This is a genomic window from Castellaniella sp. (assembly GCF_049651205.1).
Classification (GTDB): domain Bacteria; phylum Pseudomonadota; class Gammaproteobacteria; order Burkholderiales; family Burkholderiaceae_B; genus Castellaniella.
In genome coordinates this window covers 117,975-133,536 of sequence record NZ_JBASBR010000013.1, presented here as the reverse complement: position 1 = coordinate 133,536, position 15,562 = coordinate 117,975, and the positions used below count along the sequence as shown (strand labels likewise).

Sequence of the window (15,562 nt, the reverse complement as noted above, 5' to 3'; positions counted from 1 at the left end):
GCGCACCCAGCCCACTTCAGGTATTTACCTGGTGTGGGCTGTGGTCTTGTTCCGGCGGTGTTGCCGGGGTGTTTTTCCGTCAGCCTTATCGGTGTAACGAACCGAGGGTATTGAAAAGGAACCTCTATGTCTTCGCAAGCATTTCTGAAACCTCGCACTATTACGGTCGAGTCCCTGGGCGCGAATCACGCCAAAGTCATCATGGAGCCATTCGAGCGCGGCTATGGCCACACGCTGGGCAATGCACTGCGTCGCATTTTGCTGTCCTCCATGACAGGCTATGCGCCCACCGAAGTTCAGATCAGTGGCGTGGTGCACGAGTATTCCACCGTCACCGGTGTCCGTGAGGACGTGGTTGATATTCTGCTCAACCTCAAGGGTGTAGTGTTCAAGCTGCACAATCGCGAAGAAGTCACCCTTCAGCTCAACAAGCAAGGCCCGGGCGAAGTCCGCGCCAGCGACATCGATTTGCCGCACGACGTCGAAATCGTCAACCCCGACCACCTGATTGCCACGCTGACCGATACCGGCCGGCTGGAAATGCAAATCAAGGTTGAGCAAGGCCGTGGTTATGTGCCCGGCAACGTGCGGGCATTGGTGGATGATCGTTCGGCCACCATTGGCCAGATTGTTCTGGATGCCTCTTACAGCCCCGTGAGCCGTGTCAGCTACGCCGTTGAAAATGCGCGCGTTGAGCAGCGCACCGACCTCGACAAGCTGGTGCTGGATGTGCTGACCAACGGTGTCATCAGCCCCGAAGAAGCTGTTCGCCAGTCTGCCCGCATCCTTATGGATCAGGTGTCTGTGTTTGTGTCCCTGGCCGATAAAGATGCTGGCCAGCTCACCACCAGCATGCCGATGGCCGGCCAGTCTGCGCCGATCGATCCCGTGCTGCTGCGCCCGGTTGATGATCTCGAGCTCACCGTACGCTCGGCCAACTGCCTGAAAGCCGAAAATATCTACTACATCGGCGACCTCATCCAGCGCACCGAAAACGAGCTGCTCAAGACGCCGAACCTGGGTCGCAAGTCGCTCAACGAGATCAAGGAAGTGCTGGCTGCACGTGGCCTTACCTTGGGTATGAAGCTCGAAAACTGGCCACCCGTCGGCCTCGAGCGCCCCTAAATCATTTTGGCCCGGCGCATAGTTTGCGCCGTGCTAAAATTTCGCGCCTGCCAGCACCGCTGGCAGATGCTTAACCACCCACCCGGGCCGCGCGTTCAGCGATAGAAGATCCGGGTCTTAGATTCAAGGAAATCAAAATGCGCCATCGTTCTGGCCTCCGTAAACTCAATCGCACCAGCAGCCACCGTCTGGCCATGTTCCGCAACATGGCTGTGTCGCTGCTTACCCACGAAGCCATCAAGACCACGCTGCCCAAGGCCAAAGAATTGCGCCGCGTCGTCGAGCCCCTGATCACTCTGGGCAAGAACCCCACGCTGGCCAACCGCCGCCTGGCATTTGCCCGCTTGCGTGATCGCGACGCTGTGACCAAGCTGTTCAACGACATTGGCCCCCGCTTTGCTGCGCGCAATGGTGGCTACACCCGTGTCCTGAAGATGGGCTTCCGTCAGGGCGACAACGCCCCCATGGCCTACATGGAGCTTGTCGACCGCCCCGAGGCAGAAGCGGCCGCCGAATAATCGCCGCAGCTGCCAGCCAGTCGGCACGCTCAAACAGGCAGGGCCCGAAGCGATACAGCTTCGGGCCCTGTTTTTATGTAGAATCAATAGGTTTTTATCCTCAGGGGATGTGATGCCAACGCCCGACGATTTTGCCCCTGGGCTGCCCTCTGCCACACGGGTCTGGCAGGGCCTTGTACAGCAGACAGGTACGCCAGAAGACGTGGTGGTGGTGTGTACGACAGTGCCTGATCTCATGCTGGCCAAGCGCATTGCTCATGTACTGGTCGAAGAATCGCTGGTGGCTTGTGCGCAGGTGGGGGCTGTCGTTACGTCGATGTATCTGTGGCAGGGCAAACTTGAGGGCGGCGAGGAAATCCCCTTGAGCTTGAAAACCACTGCAGCCGTGCTGCCGGCCCTGTATCAGCGCCTATGCACCCTACATCCGTATGACGTCCCCGAGTTTCTGGTGTTGGGGGTGCCTGCAGGAAGTGCCGCTTATCTGAGCTGGGTGCAAGAAGCCGTGCATCGGCCTGCATAGTGTCGGGATTCGATTCACCCCTGTTTTGCCGGCGCCGCTGCCCTGGCAGGCAGTATTGTCATGCCGAGAAGGTTAGATGAAGAAATTATTGGTTCTGTGGCTTTTTGCCTTAAGTTGCCTGGGTATTTCCGGCGCATCTCTGGCTGCAGAGGATTTTCTGGATCCCGAGCTTGCGTTTATCAGCACGGTGGCGCAGCCCGATCCCCTGACACTCGACATCCATTACCAAATAGCGCCGCACTATTACATGTACCAAGAGCGCTTCGAGGTACAGATTGAGGATGCGCAAGGTCAGCTGCTGCTGTATCGACGTTCTACCCTCACTCCACCAGAGATGGAAACGCGCCGGCCGATCTGGCCCGGGACGTTGCGGTTGCCCCATGGCCAAGTCAAATATGATCCCACCTTCGAGCGGAACATGGAGGTGTATCACCAGCAGGTGACGCTGCGGGCACCGCTGCAGGCAGGTGCGAGTGGGCCGCTGACGGTCACTGTGACGGGGCAGGGTTGTGCCGATGCGGGGCTTTGCTATCCGCCGATGACGCAAACCTTTCAGTTGCTGGCTAATGCTCAGGGCTATGCGGCACAGGGCACTCAGGTGCGCAGCCAAGTACCTGCGCCTCAGGATGAGGTCTCTCCTGCTGCACAAACCGGTCAAAGCGCTGCGGGGGGCACGCAGGGCACTATTACCAGCGGTGTTAATACTGCCGCCAGCAACCAGCCGGCATCCGGCGGCAGCGTGCTGGATCTGGGTGATACCGGTATGGCGGCTTGGCTGCAGCATGCCCCTCTGTGGCAGATCCTTGGCCTGAGCTTTCTCTTGGGGATTCTCCTGTCGTTCACGCCCTGCGTGCTGCCCATGGTGCCTATTTTGCTGGCGATCATTGCCGGATCCGCCCCAGGCACCACGAGTCGTGCCCGTGGCCTGGGCCTGGCGGCTGTCTATGTCCTGGGCATGTCACTTATCTACACGGCATTGGGGATCGCCGCCGGGTTGTTGGGCGCGGGGATGGCTGCATGGCTGCAATCGCCCTGGGTTCTGGGCACGTTTGCGGTGTTGCTGGCGCTGTTTGCGCTGGCCATGCTGGATGTCTTTACGTTGCAGGTGCCAGTGGGCCTGCAGTCACGCCTCCAAAACTGGCAACAGAGGCTGCCAGGTGGCCAGGTGGGTGGCGTATTCCTGATGGGGATGTTGTCAGCTCTTATCGTTGGCCCTTGCATTGCTGCGCCGCTGGCAGGGGTGTTGCTGTTTATCTCCCAGACCGGCGATATGGTGGTGGGCGGTAGTGCCCTGTTTGCCATGGCCTGGGGAGAAGGTCTGCTGCTTCTGGTGGTGGGTTTTGGTGCGGGGGCATTGCTGCCGCGGGCGGGCGCTTGGATGAATCCCCTGAAAGCGGGCTTTGGGATCTTGCTGCTGGCCACTGCCTGGTGGATGGCGCAACCGCTGTTACCGGGTGTCGTGCTGGTGGTGGGCTGGGTGGTATTGGCATTTTGGGCAGCGATGTTGCTGTGGGGGGTATCCGCATCCTCTGATGTCGAAGCCACCAATGCACCCTTGCGCTTGCTGGTACGTGCCCTTGCCTTGCTGATAGGGCTGTGGGGCCTTGCGCAGGGCGTGGGGTTGCTGGCGGGTGGCCAGGATATGCTGCGCCCCCTAGAGCCGTTTACTGGCCGTACAGCAGCTATGGCCGGTGGTACCGTGCCTGCCAGCCCGCAAGCTATCCGTGCACGATTCGCCCCGGTAAACTCTGTGGCCCAACTGGATGCAATCCTGGCCACGACGCACCAGCCAGTGATGCTGGATTTTTACGCCGACTGGTGTGTCTCTTGCCTGGAAATGGAGAAATTTACCTTCAGCAACCAGCAGGTGTCATCACGGATGGATCAAATGCTGCTGCTGCAGGCAGATGTTACCCGGATGACCCCGGAAGACCGTGCCTTGCTGGCGCGATTCAATCTGTTTGGGCCGCCGGGCATCTTGTTTTTTGACCGCCGTGGCATGTTATTGCCTGAGGCGCGCGTGGTGGGCTTTAAAAAGGCTGAGGCCTTTTTGGCGGTTCAGGACGAGGTGCTTGCCTCGCCCTGATTGCCAAGGTCCTGGTAGAGGCCTGGGCTTAGACTTTATTGTCGGGGGTCTGGTCGTCTGGCGAGCCTTTCAGGTCAGACACTTCGTCGTCAGATGAGTTTTCGTCGACAGAGGGCTCGGGTGTGTCGGCGTGCCGGGTGACTGCATCGGCGTCGTCGGCGGGGTCTGAGGCTGTCTTGCTTCTCTCGATGGCCGCACCGGCCAGGATACCGATCTCGTAGAGCAGGCACAGTGGGGTGGCCAGCAGCAGCTGGCTAAGGATGTCCGGCGGCGTGACCACAGCGGCCAGCACAAAGGCGCCCACCACCACGTAGCCGCGGATCTCGCGCAGCTTTTTGACGGTAACCATACCGGTTTTAACCAGCAACACCACTGCCACCGGCACCTCGAAGGTGACCCCAAAGGCCATGAACATCGTCAGTACAAAATTGACGTAGGCCTCAATGTCAGGTGCTGGGGTGATCGATTGTGGTGCAAAGTGTGCGATAAAGCTGAAGACCGTGTGAAACACGACAAAATAGCAAAACGCCATACCCAGCAAAAATAGAAAGGTGCTGGAAATGATCAGTGGCAGCGCCAGGCGTTGCTCGTGCCGGTATAGGCCCGGCGCCACAAAGGCCCACGCCTGGTACAGCACGTATGGTAGCGCCAGCACAAAGGCGGCCAGCAGGGCCACTTTGATGGGTACCATAAACGGTGTGATCACGCCCGTGGCGATCATTCGGGTGCCTTGTGGCAGGGATGCCAACATGGGTTGGGCGAGAAAGTCGTAAAGGACTGAGGGGCCGGGATAAAGAAACAGCACCACAAAAATAGCCAGTACAACCATCACGGCACGCAACAGGCGGTTGCGCAACTCCATCAGGTGCGAGATAAAGGTGTCCTGCGAGGACGCGTCGTTGGCGTCAGTCATCTTTTTTCTTTACGTCCAGCGCCTTGCGCGCCTCATCAAGGGAGTCTTCTAGCGCCGCGGCAGGCTCTTTGACTGCGGATTTGATGTCGTCTACTGAAACTGCGGATTTGATGTCGTCCACCGAGGCTGTCATCGAAGATTTCACGGATCGGGCCGCGTCTTCCATCTGGTTTTTGATGTCGCCGATCTCTTTGAGATCCATTTCTTTCTGGATGTCGGATTTGACCTCATTGACGTAGCGCTGTGCGCGGCCAAGCAGATGCCCGAGCGTGCGGGCAACCTTGGGCAGACGTTCCGGACCGATGACAATCAGCGCAATTACGCCGATAAGCATCAGTTCGCTGAAACTGACATCAAACATGTTGTTTCCGGTTAGAACTCAGGATCAGGCGTCGGTTTTCTCGCGGGCCTGAACGTCGACGGTATTGGCGTCCTGAACTTGCTGGGTAACGGCGGGTTTTTCGGGGGTGTCTTCGGATTGGGCTTCTTTCATACCCTTTTTAAAGCCTTTGACAGCGCCACCGAGATCTTCGCCCATATTACGGAGCTTTTTGGTACCAAAAATGAGGGCAACAATGACCAGAACGATCAACCAGTGCCAGATGCTGAAACTTCCCATGAGGACTCCTTAGGCCGCGGGGGCCGCTCGTTTTGACCAAGGGCGTGCGCCGCCCATGATATGAAAGTGCAGGTGGTCGACTTCCTGACCACCCTCGATACCGGTGTTGGCAACCAGGCGGAAGCCACCCTCCGGTAGTGGATTGCAACCGTTTTCGGCAGCCAGCTGCGGTACCAATTGCACCATGCGGGCCAGCCAACCGCTATCGTCGCTGCCGACCTCGGCCAGCGATGCGATGTGGTGTTTGGGAATCAGCAGCAGATGAACCGGTGCTGCCGGATTGATATCGTGGAAGGCAAGGAATTGGTCGTCTTCGTAGACCACACGAGCCGGGATCTCGTGGCGGGCAATTTTACAGAACAGGCAATCGTGACTCATGGGGCTGTACGCGGATGGGGTCGGACATCGACCTCTCAGTCTCGTATGTTGCCACAATTTTCCTGGCATTGTGCTGATCGATACCGATGAATGGCTATGGTCGAGGGTATCTACTAGGGGATGGCTGGAGATTATGCCTGAAATGGCCGCCTGGCAGGATCGGCCCCTGGCCAGATGCACCGGGGTTGGCCAGGCCCTGATGAGGCGAGGAGCGGACGGTGCTTACTGGTGTGGCCGGGAGGCTTTTTCTTCGAGACCGGACAGACCCTCGCGCCGGGCGAGTTCTGCCAGCACGTCTTCGGGGCGCAGGTTGAAATGCGTCAGTACCACCAGGCAGTGAAACCAGAGGTCGGCGGTTTCGGCCACGATTCGATCGGGCGCGCCGTCTTTGGCTGCCATGACAAGCTCGGTGGCTTCTTCACCAATCTTTTTGAGGAATGCGTCCGGGCCTCGTGCCAGCAGCTTGGCCGTATACGAGGTGTCGGGGTTGCCTCCTTGGTCTGGCCGGCGTGAGTGCAGGGTATCGGCAAGCCGGGAGAGCAGGTTGGCGGTGGATGAAGAGGAATCTGAAGAATTCATGGCTCAGCCGTGCGGGGTTTTATAGATGGTGGAGGGGTCTTTGAGCACGGGATCCTGCGTGACCCACTGGGGCTCGCCTGTGCGAGTGTCAAGACTGCGGAAAAAGCACCGCGCACGCCCGGTGTGGCAGGCAATGCCACCTATCTGGGTAACCTTCAAGAGCAGTACATCGCCGTCGCAATCCAGCCGGATATCGTGGACCTGCTGAATATGGCCGGATTCTTCGCCTTTATGCCAGAGCTTTTGCCGCGAGCGAGAAAAGTAAACAGCCTGTTGGGTGCGCACGGTTTCCTGGAGGGCTTCGGCGTTCATCCAGGCCACCATCAGCACCTGGCCACTTTCGGCATCCTGGGCAATGGCCGGAATCAGGCCGTTGTTGTCAAACCGTACTTGTGCCAGCCAGGCGGCAGGCTGGGCAGGAGGACTTGTTTGAGTGGTGTTCATGGGCGGCGTACCTGGATACCCTGCTGAGCGAGGTAATCCTTGGCTTCAGCCAGCGTGTGCTGACCAAAGTGGAAGATGCTGGCGGCCAACACGGCGCTGGCGTGGCCTTGCAATACGCCATCGGCGAGATGCTGCAGATTGCCCACCCCGCCCGAGGCAATGACGGGAATCGGCACTGCGTCGGAGACGGCGCGGGTGAGTTCGAGATCAAAGCCTGATTTTGTACCGTCGCGATCCATGCTGGTAAGCAAGAGCTCTCCGGCGCCGGAATCGGCCATTTGTTTGGCCCATTGCACGGCGTCGATCCCGGTGCCTTGGCGCCCGCCATGGGTGAAGATTTCCCAGCGGGCGGGCTCATCGGCCGCCGAAACCCGGCGGGCATCCATGGCCACCACGATGCACTGTGAACCATGGTGACGGGAGGCCTCGGCAACCAGGGCCGGCCGGCTGACGGCTGCGCTATTGATGGAGACCTTGTCGGCACCGGCATCCAGCAGCCTTTGGATGTCGACTACCTGCCGTACGCCACCGCCGACGGTGAGGGGGATGAATACCTGACGGGCAACGGCTTCGATGATGGGCAAAATAAGGCCGCGGTTATCGGAGGTTGCGGTGATATCCAGGAAGGTGAGTTCGTCGGCGCCCTGCTCGTCGTAGCGGCGGGCGATTTCGACGGGGTCTCCGGCATCGGTGAGATTGACGAAGTTGACCCCCTTGACTACCCGTCCGGCATTGACATCGAGGCAGGGGATGATGCGGCAGCATAGGCCCGATGAGGCCGTCATGCCGCAGGCCCGGTGGCGTCGTCTTCGGGGTTGCAGAGCGTATCGGCCAGCGTTTGGGCGGCAGCGAAATCAAGGGTGCCTTCGTAGAGGCTGCGGCCCAGGATGGCCCCATCCACACCTTGACTGGTCACGTCGCACAGTGCACGGATATCGTCGAGAGAAGCGACCCCGCCAGAGGCGATGACCGGTACCCGGACGTGTTGCGCCAGACGTACGGTGGCTTCGATGTTGACGCCGCTGAGCATGCCGTCGCGGCCGATGTCGGTGTAAATGATGGATTCGCAGCCGTAGTCTTCGAATTTCTGGGCAAGATCAACCACGTCGTGGCGCGTGAGCTTTGACCAGCCATCGGTGGCTACTTTGCCGTCGCGGGCGTCCAGGCCCACAATGATGTGCCCCGGAAAAGCCGAGCAGGCGTCGCTAAGAAAACCTGGATCTTTAACGGCTGCCGTACCGATGATCACGTAGGAAATCCCGTGGTCGAGATAGTATTCGACCGTGTCCAGATCGCGGATACCGCCGCCGATCTGGATGGGGATGTCCTCATCGACCGCATCGATGATGGCTTCGATGGCCTCGCGGTTACGCGGTTTGCCCGCCACTGCGCCGTTGAGGTCGACCAGGTGCAGACGGCGGGCACCGAGTTCGGCCCACTGGACTGCCATGGCGGCAGGGTCTTCAGAGAAAACGGTGGCATCAGCCAGGTCACCTTGGCGCAGGCGCACACAGCGTCCGTCTTTGAGATCGATGGCAGGGATCAGGAGCATGGTTGTCGTGTCAGTGCAGAAAAATTGGATGCGGGTATCGCGTATTTTAAGGCTGCCAGCCTGTGAAATTGCGGTAGAGCTGTAAACCGGGTGCTGCGCTCTTTTCTGGGTGAAACTGTACGGCAAAAATATTGTTGGCTGCAATGGCACAGCAAAAGGCATGGCCATACAGACTGGTGGCCGCAGTCAGCGAGTTATTTTGTGGCTGGGCGTAATAGCTGTGTACAAAGTAAAACGGCGTGTCTTGCTCGATGCCCTGCCACAAGGGGTGGGCCCGGGTCTGGTGAACCGGGTTCCATCCCATGTGGGGCACCTTGAGCCGGCCATGTGCGTCGCTGGCATCCGAGGGGTGATCAAATGCTGGGCCCTCGAAGCGGCGGACGTTGCCCGCAAACAGGCCCAGGCCCGGCGTGTTGCCTTCGTCGCTGTGCTCAAACAGCATTTGCTCGCCCACACATACGCCCAGCAGCGGCTTTTCGCGGGCTGCCTGGACGACAGCGTCGCGCAGGCCCGAGGTCTCGAGAGTATGCATGCAGTCGGGCATAGCGCCCTGGCCGGGAAACACGATGCGGTCGGCCGACTGGATATCGCTGGGTTGCCGGGCGATAAAGACGTCGTCTTCGGGCGCGGCTGCCTGAAGTGCGCGGGCAACCGAATGAAAATTACCCATGCCGTAGTCGATAATGGCGATGCGAGTCACGATGGAGAAATCCTGAGGAAGTGCCTGGGGAACACGACAAAAGATGAAATATCGGGCTTACAGAGCCCCTTTTGTGGACGGGATGGCATTGCCGGCACGAGGGTCGACCTCGGTGGCGATGCGCAGTGCCCGGCCAAAGGCCTTGAAGATGGTTTCACACTGATGGTGGGCGTTTTCACCGCGCAGGTTGTCGATGTGCACGGTAGCCTGGGCGTGATTGACAAACCCCTGGAAGAACTCGCGTGCGAGATCGACATCGAAGCTGCCGATGCGGGCACGCACATATTGCACGTGATAAGACAGGCCCGGGCGCCCGGAGAGGTCGATGACCACCCGGGAGAGCGCTTCGTCCAGGGGTACGTAGGCGTGCCCATAGCGGCGCAGCCCCGCCTTGTTGCCAACAGCGGCTGCAAAGGCCTGCCCCAGGGTAATGCCAACGTCTTCAACACTGTGATGGTCATCAATCTGGGTGTCGCCGTCGCAGTGGATATCGAGATCGAACAGCCCGTGGCGGGCGATCTGGTCGAGCATGTGGTCTAGAAAAGGCACACCGGTATTGAGGGTGCGAGACCCAGTGCCGTCCAGATTGATGGACACCCGGATGCGGGTTTCCTGAGTATTGCGTTCGATGGTGGCGGTGCGCATGGAGAAATGATGTCCTGTGCTGGGGTGGGCCCGGCAGCCTTATGCCGGAGGGTTGAGGCGCAAAGTGGCGCTGGCTGCGTGGGCGTGCAAACCCTCGCCCGTTGCCAGGGTGGCTGCGATGCGGCCCAGGGTTTGCGCCCCTTGTGCGGATACCTGAATAAGGCTGCTGCGCTTCTGGAAATCATACACGCCCAGCGGCGAAGAAAAGCGGGCGGTGCGGGCCGTGGGCAATACATGATTGGGCCCGGCGCAGTAATCGCCCAAAGATTCTGAGCTGTAGGCACCCAGGAAAATTGCCCCGGCATGACGGATCTGCGGCAGCAGGGCCTGCGGGTCTGCGGTGGAGATTTCGAGGTGCTCGGGCGCGATCCGGTTGACCAGCGTGCAGGCCTCTTGAAGGCTGGCTGTATGAATCAGGGCGCCACGATTGGCCAGGCTGGTGCGCAGGATGTCGGCACGAGGCTGGGTGGGCAGCAGGCGCTCGATGGCAGCTTCGACGGCATCCAGATAATCGGCGTCGGGGCATAGCAAGATGGCCTGCGCGAGTTCGTCGTGCTCTGCCTGGGAGAAGAGGTCGATGGCGAGCCACTCGGCCGGGGTGCTGCCGTCGGCCAGGATCAGGATCTCGGAGGGGCCGGCGATCATGTCGATGCCCACGACGCCGAAGACACGGCGCTTGGCGGCTGCCACATAGGCGTTGCCTGGCCCAACGATTTTATCCACGGGCGCCAGCGAGGCAGTGCCATAAGCCAGTGCGGCGACGGCTTGCGCGCCGCCCATGGCGAAAACACGATCGACACCCGCCACGGCGGCCGCAGCCAGAACAATGGGGTTGCGCGTGCCGCCGGGGGTGGGGGTGACCATGATGAGTTCGGGTACGCCTGCCACCTTGGCGGGGATGGCGTTCATCAGCACCGAGGACGGATAGGCGGCCTTGCCTCCGGGCACGTAAAGCCCGACGCGATCCAATGGGGTGATCTGCTGGCCCAGCATCGTGCCGTCGGGTTCGGTGTATGTCCAGGTTTCGGCGCGTTGGTGGTTGTGGTAATCGCGTACCCGCTGCGCGGCGGCCTCAAGGGCCTCGCGTTGGTCGGTGGGCAAGTTGTTCAGGGCTGCCAGCCATTGTGTGCGGGGGATTTCGAGCTCTGCCAGCGTATTGGCGTTGACGTGGTCGAAGCGCCGGGTGTAATCAAGCACCGCCGCGTCGCCACGACTTTGCACGTCTTTCAGGATATCGCGCACCGTGGTTTCGATGGAGTCATCCTGCGAGGCATCGTATGCCAGCAAAGTGGTAAGCGCCGTGTCGAAATCGGTAGCACGGGTGTCCAGACGGTTGATGAGAGACATGACAGCAACAGGGGTGTAAAGGCTTATCTTACCGAATTTGCTGCGGGCTGGGGCGCAAGGCCTTGGTTTGGCACGGCAAAGTCGATGCCGGGTTGCTGTGTGCCGGCTTACGCCATCTGTGTAGAGGCCTGGGCAAATGCATCCAGGAAGGGCTGCAGCCGTGCTCCCTGCATTTTGAGAGCCGCCTGATTGACGATCAATCGCGAGGAAATCTGGCGGATTTCTTCGACTTCGACCAGATGGTTGGCGCGCAGTGTGCCGCCTGAGGAGACAAGGTCGACGATCGCGTCGGCCAGGCCCACCAGCGGCGCGAGCTCCATTGAGCCATACAGTTTGATGATGTCGACGTGCACACCTTTGGTGGCGAAGTGTTCGCGTGCGGCGCGCACATATTTGGTGGCGATGCGCAGACGTGAGCCCTGACGTACGGCTGCCTGGTAGTCGAAGCCCTCAGGCGCAGCTACACACAGCCGGCAGCGGGCAATGTTGAGATCGGTGGGCTGGTACAGGCCGCCCGGGTGCTGGGCCATGTGCTCGTACAGCACATCCTTGCCTGCAATGCCGAAGTCGGCCGCGCCGTACTGAACATAGGTGGGGACATCCGAAGCGCGCACGATGATGATGCGCAGGTTGGCGGAGTCGGTGGGCAGGATCAGTTTGCGGGAGGTTTCGGGGTTTTCGGGCACGCCCACGCCGGCAGCGGCCAGCAGCGGCAAGGTTTCTTCGAAGATGCGGCCTTTGGATAAAGCCAGCGTAAGGGGTGCAAGTGCCATGGGATGCCTATTGAATACGTTGAATGTTGGCGCCCAGCGCCTGAAGCTTGTGCTCCATGTGTTCGTAGCCGCGATCCAGGTGATAGATGCGCTCGACGGTGGTTTCACCTTGTGCAGCCAGCCCTGCGATGACCAGACTGGCTGATGCGCGGAGGTCTGTTGCCATGACGGTTGCACCCAGCAGTTTGGCTTGTCCCTGCACAATGGCGGTGTGGCCATCGATTTCGATGTCCGCGCCCATACGGCAAAGCTCCTGTACGTGCATGAAGCGGTTTTCGAAGATGTTTTCGGTGATGACTGCGGTGCCTTCGGACAAGGTGTTGAGGGCCATCAGCTGCGCTTGCATGTCGGTGGGAAACCCAGGGTACTCGCTGGTGCGAAAGCCTGTGGCACGGGGGCGGCCAGACATGCGGGCACGGATCCAGTTGTCTCCGAGAGTGATTTCCAGGCCTGTGTCGCGCAGTTTGTCGAGTACTGCGCCGAGCGTGTCGGGCGCCACGCCGCGCAAGGTGATGTCACCCCCGGTGGCAGCCACGGCACACAGAAAAGTGCCGGCTTCGATGCGGTCGGGCACGATCTGGTGTTGTGCGCCGTGCAGGCGATCAACACCCTCGATGATGATGCGGTCGGTGCCGTGCCCTTCGATGTGGGCGCCCATGGCGATCAGTACCCGAGCCAGATCCACGACTTCGGGTTCGCAGGCGGCGTTTTCAAGCACGGTTCTGCCTTCGGCCAGGGTGGCTGCCATCAGCAGGTTTTCTGTGCCGGTGACGGTAACCATATCGGTAAGGATGTTGGCGCCTTTCAGGCGTGAGGCTTGCGCAACGACAAAGCCGTGATCGATGTGGATACTGGCGCCCATGGCCGCCAGACCCTTGATGTGCTGGTCTACGGGCCGCTGGCCGATGGCGCAACCGCCAGGCAAACTGACGCGTGCCTGGCCAAAACGGGCCAGCAGGGGGCCCAGCACCAGGATCGAGGCACGCATCGTCTTGACGAGCTCGTAGGGGGCTTCCTGGCTGTGGATATGGGCGGCGTCGAGTGACACTTGCTCTGGCCCGGGGCGTGTGGTGGTGACACCCATGCGCTCGAGCAGCATCAGGGTGGTGCCGATGTCACGCAGGGCGGGAACATTGCCCAGCAAAAGGGGCTCGTCGGTGAGCAGCGATGCGCACAAAATAGGCAGCGCCGCATTTTTGGCCCCGGAAATGGTGACTTCGCCCTGCAGGGCCCGACCGCCCTGGATCAGCAGTTTATCCATTGGCTTTGCTGTCGTTGTATTCGGCTGGTGTCAGGTTGCGCATCGAGAGAGCGTGGATTTCAGCACGCATGCGATCGCCCAGTGCCTGATAAACGGTGCGGTGGCGCGCCAGGGTATTTTGGCCTTCGAAGGCTTTGCTGACGATCAGGGCTTCAAAGTGGGCGCCATCACCATAGACTTCGAGATGTTCGCAGTCGAGGTGTTCGGCAATGTATTGGCGGACGATATCGGGGGTCGGCTGCATGAGGTTAGCTCCGTAGTTTGTAGCCGCGGGCCAGCAGGCGCAGGGCAAACAGGCTGAGGGCAAGGGCGACGGCCAGAACAACCGCCAGCCCGTGCCACGGGGATACGTCGGAAACACTGAAAAACCCGTAGCGGAATCCGTCGATCATGTAGAACACGGGATTCCATCGGGAGACGGCCTGCCAGAATGGCGGCAGGCTGTGGATGGAGTAGAAAACCCCGGACAAAAAGGTGGCGGGGACGATCAGGAAATTTTGAAAGGCGGCGAGCTGATCGAATTTCTCGGACCACAGGCCTGCAACCAGGCCCAGTGTGCCCAGAATCCAGCACGACAGCACGGCGAAAACCAGCAGCCAGGCAGGTGAACTGACAGGTAACGGGATGAAGAACAGGGCCACCAGCCAAATACAGGCGCCGACACACAGGCCGCGGACCACGGCTGCCACCAGGTACGCCATGAAGATCTGGCGGTACGAGAATGGCGGCAACAGCACAAAGATAAGGTTGCCTGTGATGCGGCTTTGGATGAGGGATGAGGATGGATTGGCAAAGCTGTTTTGCAGCATGCTCATCATCATCAGACCGGGGATCAGGAACGCGGTGTATGACAGGCTGCCGTACACCTGGACGCGGTCTTCAAGGACGTGAGAGAAAATCAGCAGGTAAAGCAGCGCAGTAACAACCGGTGCGGCGATGGTTTGTGTACCGACTTTCCAGAAGCGCATGAGCTCTTTGTGCAGCAGCGTCGGGAATCCGGAACCCATTACCGGACGTGTCTGGGCAACGGGTCGGATCATAGCTCGGCCTCCAGCAGGGAGTCGTCGTGCATGATGTGCACGAAGGCGTCTTCGAGGTCGGTGCCACCGAAGCGGGCCATGAGGGCCTGGGTGGTGTCGAGGGCAACAATGTGGCCCGCTTTAAGCATGGCAACGCGCCCGCACAGCGCTTCGGCTTCTTCGAGGTAGTGGGTAGTCAGCAAAATGGTGTGGCCGGCCTGGTTGAGGCGGGTGATGAAGTCCCAGAGGGTGCGGCGGAGATCGACGTCGACGCCGGCGGTGGGCTCGTCAAGAATGATGACGGGAGGGCGGTGAACCAGCGCCTGGGCAACCAGCACGCGACGTTTCATTCCCCCTGAAAGGGCACGCATATTGGTGTCGGCTTTGTCCAACAAACCAAGGTTGTCGAGGATTTCGTCGATCCAGTTGTCGTTGTTGCGCAGGCCAAAGTAGCCGGATTGCAAGCGTAGGGTTTCACGGATGGTGAAAAAGGGATCGTAGACGATTTCCTGGGGGACAACGCCCAGGGATTGGCGTGCCTTGCGGAAGTCCTGGACGACGTCGTAGCCGCAGACGCTTGCAGTGCCCTGGGTGGCGTGGGCGAGGCCGGCCAGAATGGAAATTAACGTGGTTTTACCGGCGCCGTTGGGGCCCAGCAGGCCAAAGAATTCACCGTGGTCGACACTGAGGTTGACGTCAGTGAGCGCTTGAAAGCCAGGTGACGCAGGGCGCCCAGATAAGCGATCACGCAAGGATCGCGGCGGCGGGGCGTAGGTTTTGGAGATATTTTGAAGATCTAGTGCGGGCATGGTGGATGCTTGGGCCGAGAAGGGCGCAATTCGCCATTATAGGCTGTGTGAGGGGTCAAGAAGGCTTGGTTGCCTGGGTGATGTGTGGGCCCGCGAAATCGGCTCGCTGCGCGATCCTCGGACAGCGCGGGCCGACACCCCCCGCTTCCCTTCGGAAGCCGCCGGCGCCTGCCAATGGGCACGTGCAGCCCGCCACTGCCTCACCCCGCTGGGTGTGTGGGCGATATGCTGCGGTGGTGAAGGGCGGCCGTTCGTTGGCTGATCAGCTGGCTGA

The 15,562-nt window shown here is 60.3% G+C and carries 19 protein-coding genes and 1 pseudogene; 4 read left to right on the top strand and 16 right to left on the bottom strand.

Going from position 1 to position 15,562, the window contains the following annotated elements; translation table 11 throughout:
• The first annotated feature begins 126 nt into the window (after positions 1 to 126).
• The 4 genes from WA928_RS09780 to dsbD all read left to right on the top strand — a co-directional run bounded on the left by WA928_RS09780 (position 127) and on the right by dsbD (position 4,249).
• Complete coding sequence (locus WA928_RS09780; protein WP_350382630.1) at positions 127 to 1,125, top strand: DNA-directed RNA polymerase subunit alpha; 999 nt, start codon at positions 127 to 129, stop codon at positions 1,123 to 1,125.
• 137 nt (positions 1,126 to 1,262) lie between these two features.
• The gene (gene rplQ / locus WA928_RS09775; protein ID WP_350382631.1) at positions 1,263 to 1,643 is read left to right on the top strand and encodes a 50S ribosomal protein L17; all 381 of its coding nucleotides are present in this window, start codon (positions 1,263 to 1,265) and stop codon (positions 1,641 to 1,643) included.
• 112 nt (positions 1,644 to 1,755) lie between these two features.
• Positions 1,756 to 2,163 carry a divalent-cation tolerance protein CutA gene (gene cutA, locus WA928_RS09770; RefSeq protein ID WP_417275744.1) on the top strand — a complete coding sequence of 136 codons (408 nt, stop codon included), beginning with the start codon at positions 1,756 to 1,758 and terminating at the stop codon, positions 2,161 to 2,163.
• Between the two features lie 76 nt (positions 2,164 to 2,239).
• Positions 2,240 to 4,249: a protein-disulfide reductase DsbD gene (gene dsbD, locus WA928_RS09765; protein WP_424302814.1), complete on the top strand. Its 2,010-nt coding sequence runs from the start codon at positions 2,240 to 2,242 to the stop codon at positions 4,247 to 4,249.
• Between the two features lie 130 nt (positions 4,250 to 4,379).
• On the opposite strand, the pseudogene tatC reads toward dsbD, so the two are convergent.
• The 16 genes and pseudogenes from tatC to WA928_RS09685 all read right to left on the bottom strand — a co-directional run.
• Positions 4,380 to 5,162, bottom strand: a pseudogene (gene tatC, locus WA928_RS09760) (twin-arginine translocase subunit TatC); the annotation flags it as partial.
• The gene (gene tatB, locus WA928_RS09755) at positions 5,155 to 5,523 is read right to left on the bottom strand and encodes a Sec-independent protein translocase protein TatB (RefSeq protein WP_417275746.1); all 369 of its coding nucleotides are present in this window, start codon (positions 5,521 to 5,523) and stop codon (positions 5,155 to 5,157) included. The gene tatB and the pseudogene tatC, both read right to left, overlap by 8 nt.
• Before the next feature lie 24 nt (positions 5,524 to 5,547).
• Positions 5,548 to 5,781 (bottom strand): Sec-independent protein translocase subunit TatA, encoded by a 234-nt coding sequence (gene tatA / locus WA928_RS09750; RefSeq protein WP_350382635.1) that lies wholly within the window; start codon positions 5,779 to 5,781, stop codon positions 5,548 to 5,550.
• Positions 5,782 to 5,790: 9 nt separating this feature from the next.
• The gene (locus WA928_RS09745; RefSeq protein WP_417275747.1) at positions 5,791 to 6,159 is read right to left on the bottom strand and encodes a histidine triad nucleotide-binding protein; all 369 of its coding nucleotides are present in this window, start codon (positions 6,157 to 6,159) and stop codon (positions 5,791 to 5,793) included.
• 222 nt (positions 6,160 to 6,381) lie between these two features.
• A complete protein-coding gene (locus WA928_RS09740) occupies positions 6,382 to 6,738 on the bottom strand; it encodes a phosphoribosyl-ATP diphosphatase (RefSeq protein ID WP_350382638.1) in 357 nt (118 codons plus the stop codon).
• A 3-nt stretch (positions 6,739 to 6,741) separates the two neighbouring features.
• The gene (gene hisI / locus WA928_RS09735; RefSeq protein WP_424302809.1) at positions 6,742 to 7,182 is read right to left on the bottom strand and encodes a phosphoribosyl-AMP cyclohydrolase; all 441 of its coding nucleotides are present in this window, start codon (positions 7,180 to 7,182) and stop codon (positions 6,742 to 6,744) included.
• Entirely contained in the window at positions 7,179 to 7,967 is a 789-nt protein-coding gene (gene hisF, locus WA928_RS09730) for an imidazole glycerol phosphate synthase subunit HisF (RefSeq protein ID WP_424302806.1), read from the bottom strand. The genes hisI and hisF overlap by 4 nt, the downstream gene beginning before the upstream one ends.
• A complete protein-coding gene (gene hisA / locus WA928_RS09725) occupies positions 7,964 to 8,734 on the bottom strand; it encodes a 1-(5-phosphoribosyl)-5-[(5-phosphoribosylamino)methylideneamino]imidazole-4-carboxamide isomerase (protein ID WP_424302803.1) in 771 nt (256 codons plus the stop codon). The genes hisF and hisA overlap by 4 nt, the downstream gene beginning before the upstream one ends.
• A gap of 46 nt (positions 8,735 to 8,780) precedes the next feature.
• Complete coding sequence (gene hisH / locus WA928_RS09720; RefSeq protein ID WP_424302800.1) at positions 8,781 to 9,434, bottom strand: imidazole glycerol phosphate synthase subunit HisH; 654 nt, start codon at positions 9,432 to 9,434, stop codon at positions 8,781 to 8,783.
• 57 nt (positions 9,435 to 9,491) lie between these two features.
• On the bottom strand, positions 9,492 to 10,079 hold the full coding sequence (gene hisB / locus WA928_RS09715) for an imidazoleglycerol-phosphate dehydratase HisB (RefSeq protein ID WP_350382647.1): 588 nt from the start codon (positions 10,077 to 10,079) through the stop codon (positions 9,492 to 9,494).
• A 39-nt stretch (positions 10,080 to 10,118) separates the two neighbouring features.
• Complete coding sequence (gene hisD / locus WA928_RS09710) at positions 10,119 to 11,426, bottom strand: histidinol dehydrogenase (RefSeq protein WP_424302796.1); 1,308 nt, start codon at positions 11,424 to 11,426, stop codon at positions 10,119 to 10,121.
• Between the two features lie 107 nt (positions 11,427 to 11,533).
• Complete coding sequence (gene hisG / locus WA928_RS09705; protein ID WP_350382650.1) at positions 11,534 to 12,199, bottom strand: ATP phosphoribosyltransferase; 666 nt, start codon at positions 12,197 to 12,199, stop codon at positions 11,534 to 11,536.
• A gap of 7 nt (positions 12,200 to 12,206) precedes the next feature.
• Positions 12,207 to 13,460: a UDP-N-acetylglucosamine 1-carboxyvinyltransferase gene (gene murA / locus WA928_RS09700; RefSeq protein WP_424302792.1), complete on the bottom strand. Its 1,254-nt coding sequence runs from the start codon at positions 13,458 to 13,460 to the stop codon at positions 12,207 to 12,209.
• Complete coding sequence (locus WA928_RS09695; RefSeq protein WP_417275754.1) at positions 13,453 to 13,704, bottom strand: BolA family protein; 252 nt, start codon at positions 13,702 to 13,704, stop codon at positions 13,453 to 13,455. The genes murA and WA928_RS09695 overlap by 8 nt, the downstream gene beginning before the upstream one ends.
• A 4-nt stretch (positions 13,705 to 13,708) precedes the next feature.
• Positions 13,709 to 14,500: an ABC transporter permease gene (locus tag WA928_RS09690; RefSeq protein WP_424302788.1), complete on the bottom strand. Its 792-nt coding sequence runs from the start codon at positions 14,498 to 14,500 to the stop codon at positions 13,709 to 13,711.
• Positions 14,497 to 15,288, bottom strand: coding sequence for an ABC transporter ATP-binding protein (locus WA928_RS09685; RefSeq protein WP_424302785.1), 792 nt, complete (start codon positions 15,286 to 15,288; stop codon positions 14,497 to 14,499). The genes WA928_RS09690 and WA928_RS09685 overlap by 4 nt, the downstream gene beginning before the upstream one ends.
• Between the last annotated feature and the right edge of the window lie 274 nt (positions 15,289 to 15,562).

Excerpts from the sequence above, each read along its gene's own strand:
- WA928_RS09690 (WP_424302788.1), bottom strand. The coding sequence starts at position 14,500 with ATGATCCGACCCGTTGCCCAGACACGTCCGGTAATGGGTTCCGGATTC.
- cutA (WP_417275744.1), top strand. The coding sequence starts at position 1,756 with ATGCCAACGCCCGACGATTTTGCCCCTGGGCTGCCCTCTGCCACACGG.
- WA928_RS09685 (WP_424302785.1), bottom strand. The coding sequence starts at position 15,288 with ATGCCCGCACTAGATCTTCAAAATATCTCCAAAACCTACGCCCCGCCG.
- WA928_RS09745 (WP_417275747.1), bottom strand. The coding sequence starts at position 6,159 with ATGAGTCACGATTGCCTGTTCTGTAAAATTGCCCGCCACGAGATCCCG.
- dsbD (WP_424302814.1), top strand. The coding sequence starts at position 2,240 with ATGAAGAAATTATTGGTTCTGTGGCTTTTTGCCTTAAGTTGCCTGGGT.
- hisF (WP_424302806.1), bottom strand. The coding sequence starts at position 7,967 with ATGACGGCCTCATCGGGCCTATGCTGCCGCATCATCCCCTGCCTCGAT.
- rplQ (WP_350382631.1), top strand. The coding sequence starts at position 1,263 with ATGCGCCATCGTTCTGGCCTCCGTAAACTCAATCGCACCAGCAGCCAC.
- WA928_RS09780 (WP_350382630.1), top strand. The coding sequence starts at position 127 with ATGTCTTCGCAAGCATTTCTGAAACCTCGCACTATTACGGTCGAGTCC.
- hisI (WP_424302809.1), bottom strand. The coding sequence starts at position 7,182 with ATGAACACCACTCAAACAAGTCCTCCTGCCCAGCCTGCCGCCTGGCTG.
- WA928_RS09695 (WP_417275754.1), bottom strand. The coding sequence starts at position 13,704 with ATGCAGCCGACCCCCGATATCGTCCGCCAATACATTGCCGAACACCTC.
- hisG (WP_350382650.1), bottom strand. The coding sequence starts at position 12,199 with ATGGCACTTGCACCCCTTACGCTGGCTTTATCCAAAGGCCGCATCTTC.
- tatB (WP_417275746.1), bottom strand. The coding sequence starts at position 5,523 with ATGTTTGATGTCAGTTTCAGCGAACTGATGCTTATCGGCGTAATTGCG.
- tatA (WP_350382635.1), bottom strand. The coding sequence starts at position 5,781 with ATGGGAAGTTTCAGCATCTGGCACTGGTTGATCGTTCTGGTCATTGTT.
- hisB (WP_350382647.1), bottom strand. The coding sequence starts at position 10,079 with ATGCGCACCGCCACCATCGAACGCAATACTCAGGAAACCCGCATCCGG.
- murA (WP_424302792.1), bottom strand. The coding sequence starts at position 13,460 with ATGGATAAACTGCTGATCCAGGGCGGTCGGGCCCTGCAGGGCGAAGTC.
- hisD (WP_424302796.1), bottom strand. The coding sequence starts at position 11,426 with ATGTCTCTCATCAACCGTCTGGACACCCGTGCTACCGATTTCGACACG.
- hisA (WP_424302803.1), bottom strand. The coding sequence starts at position 8,734 with ATGCTCCTGATCCCTGCCATCGATCTCAAAGACGGACGCTGTGTGCGC.
- WA928_RS09740 (WP_350382638.1), bottom strand. The coding sequence starts at position 6,738 with ATGAATTCTTCAGATTCCTCTTCATCCACCGCCAACCTGCTCTCCCGG.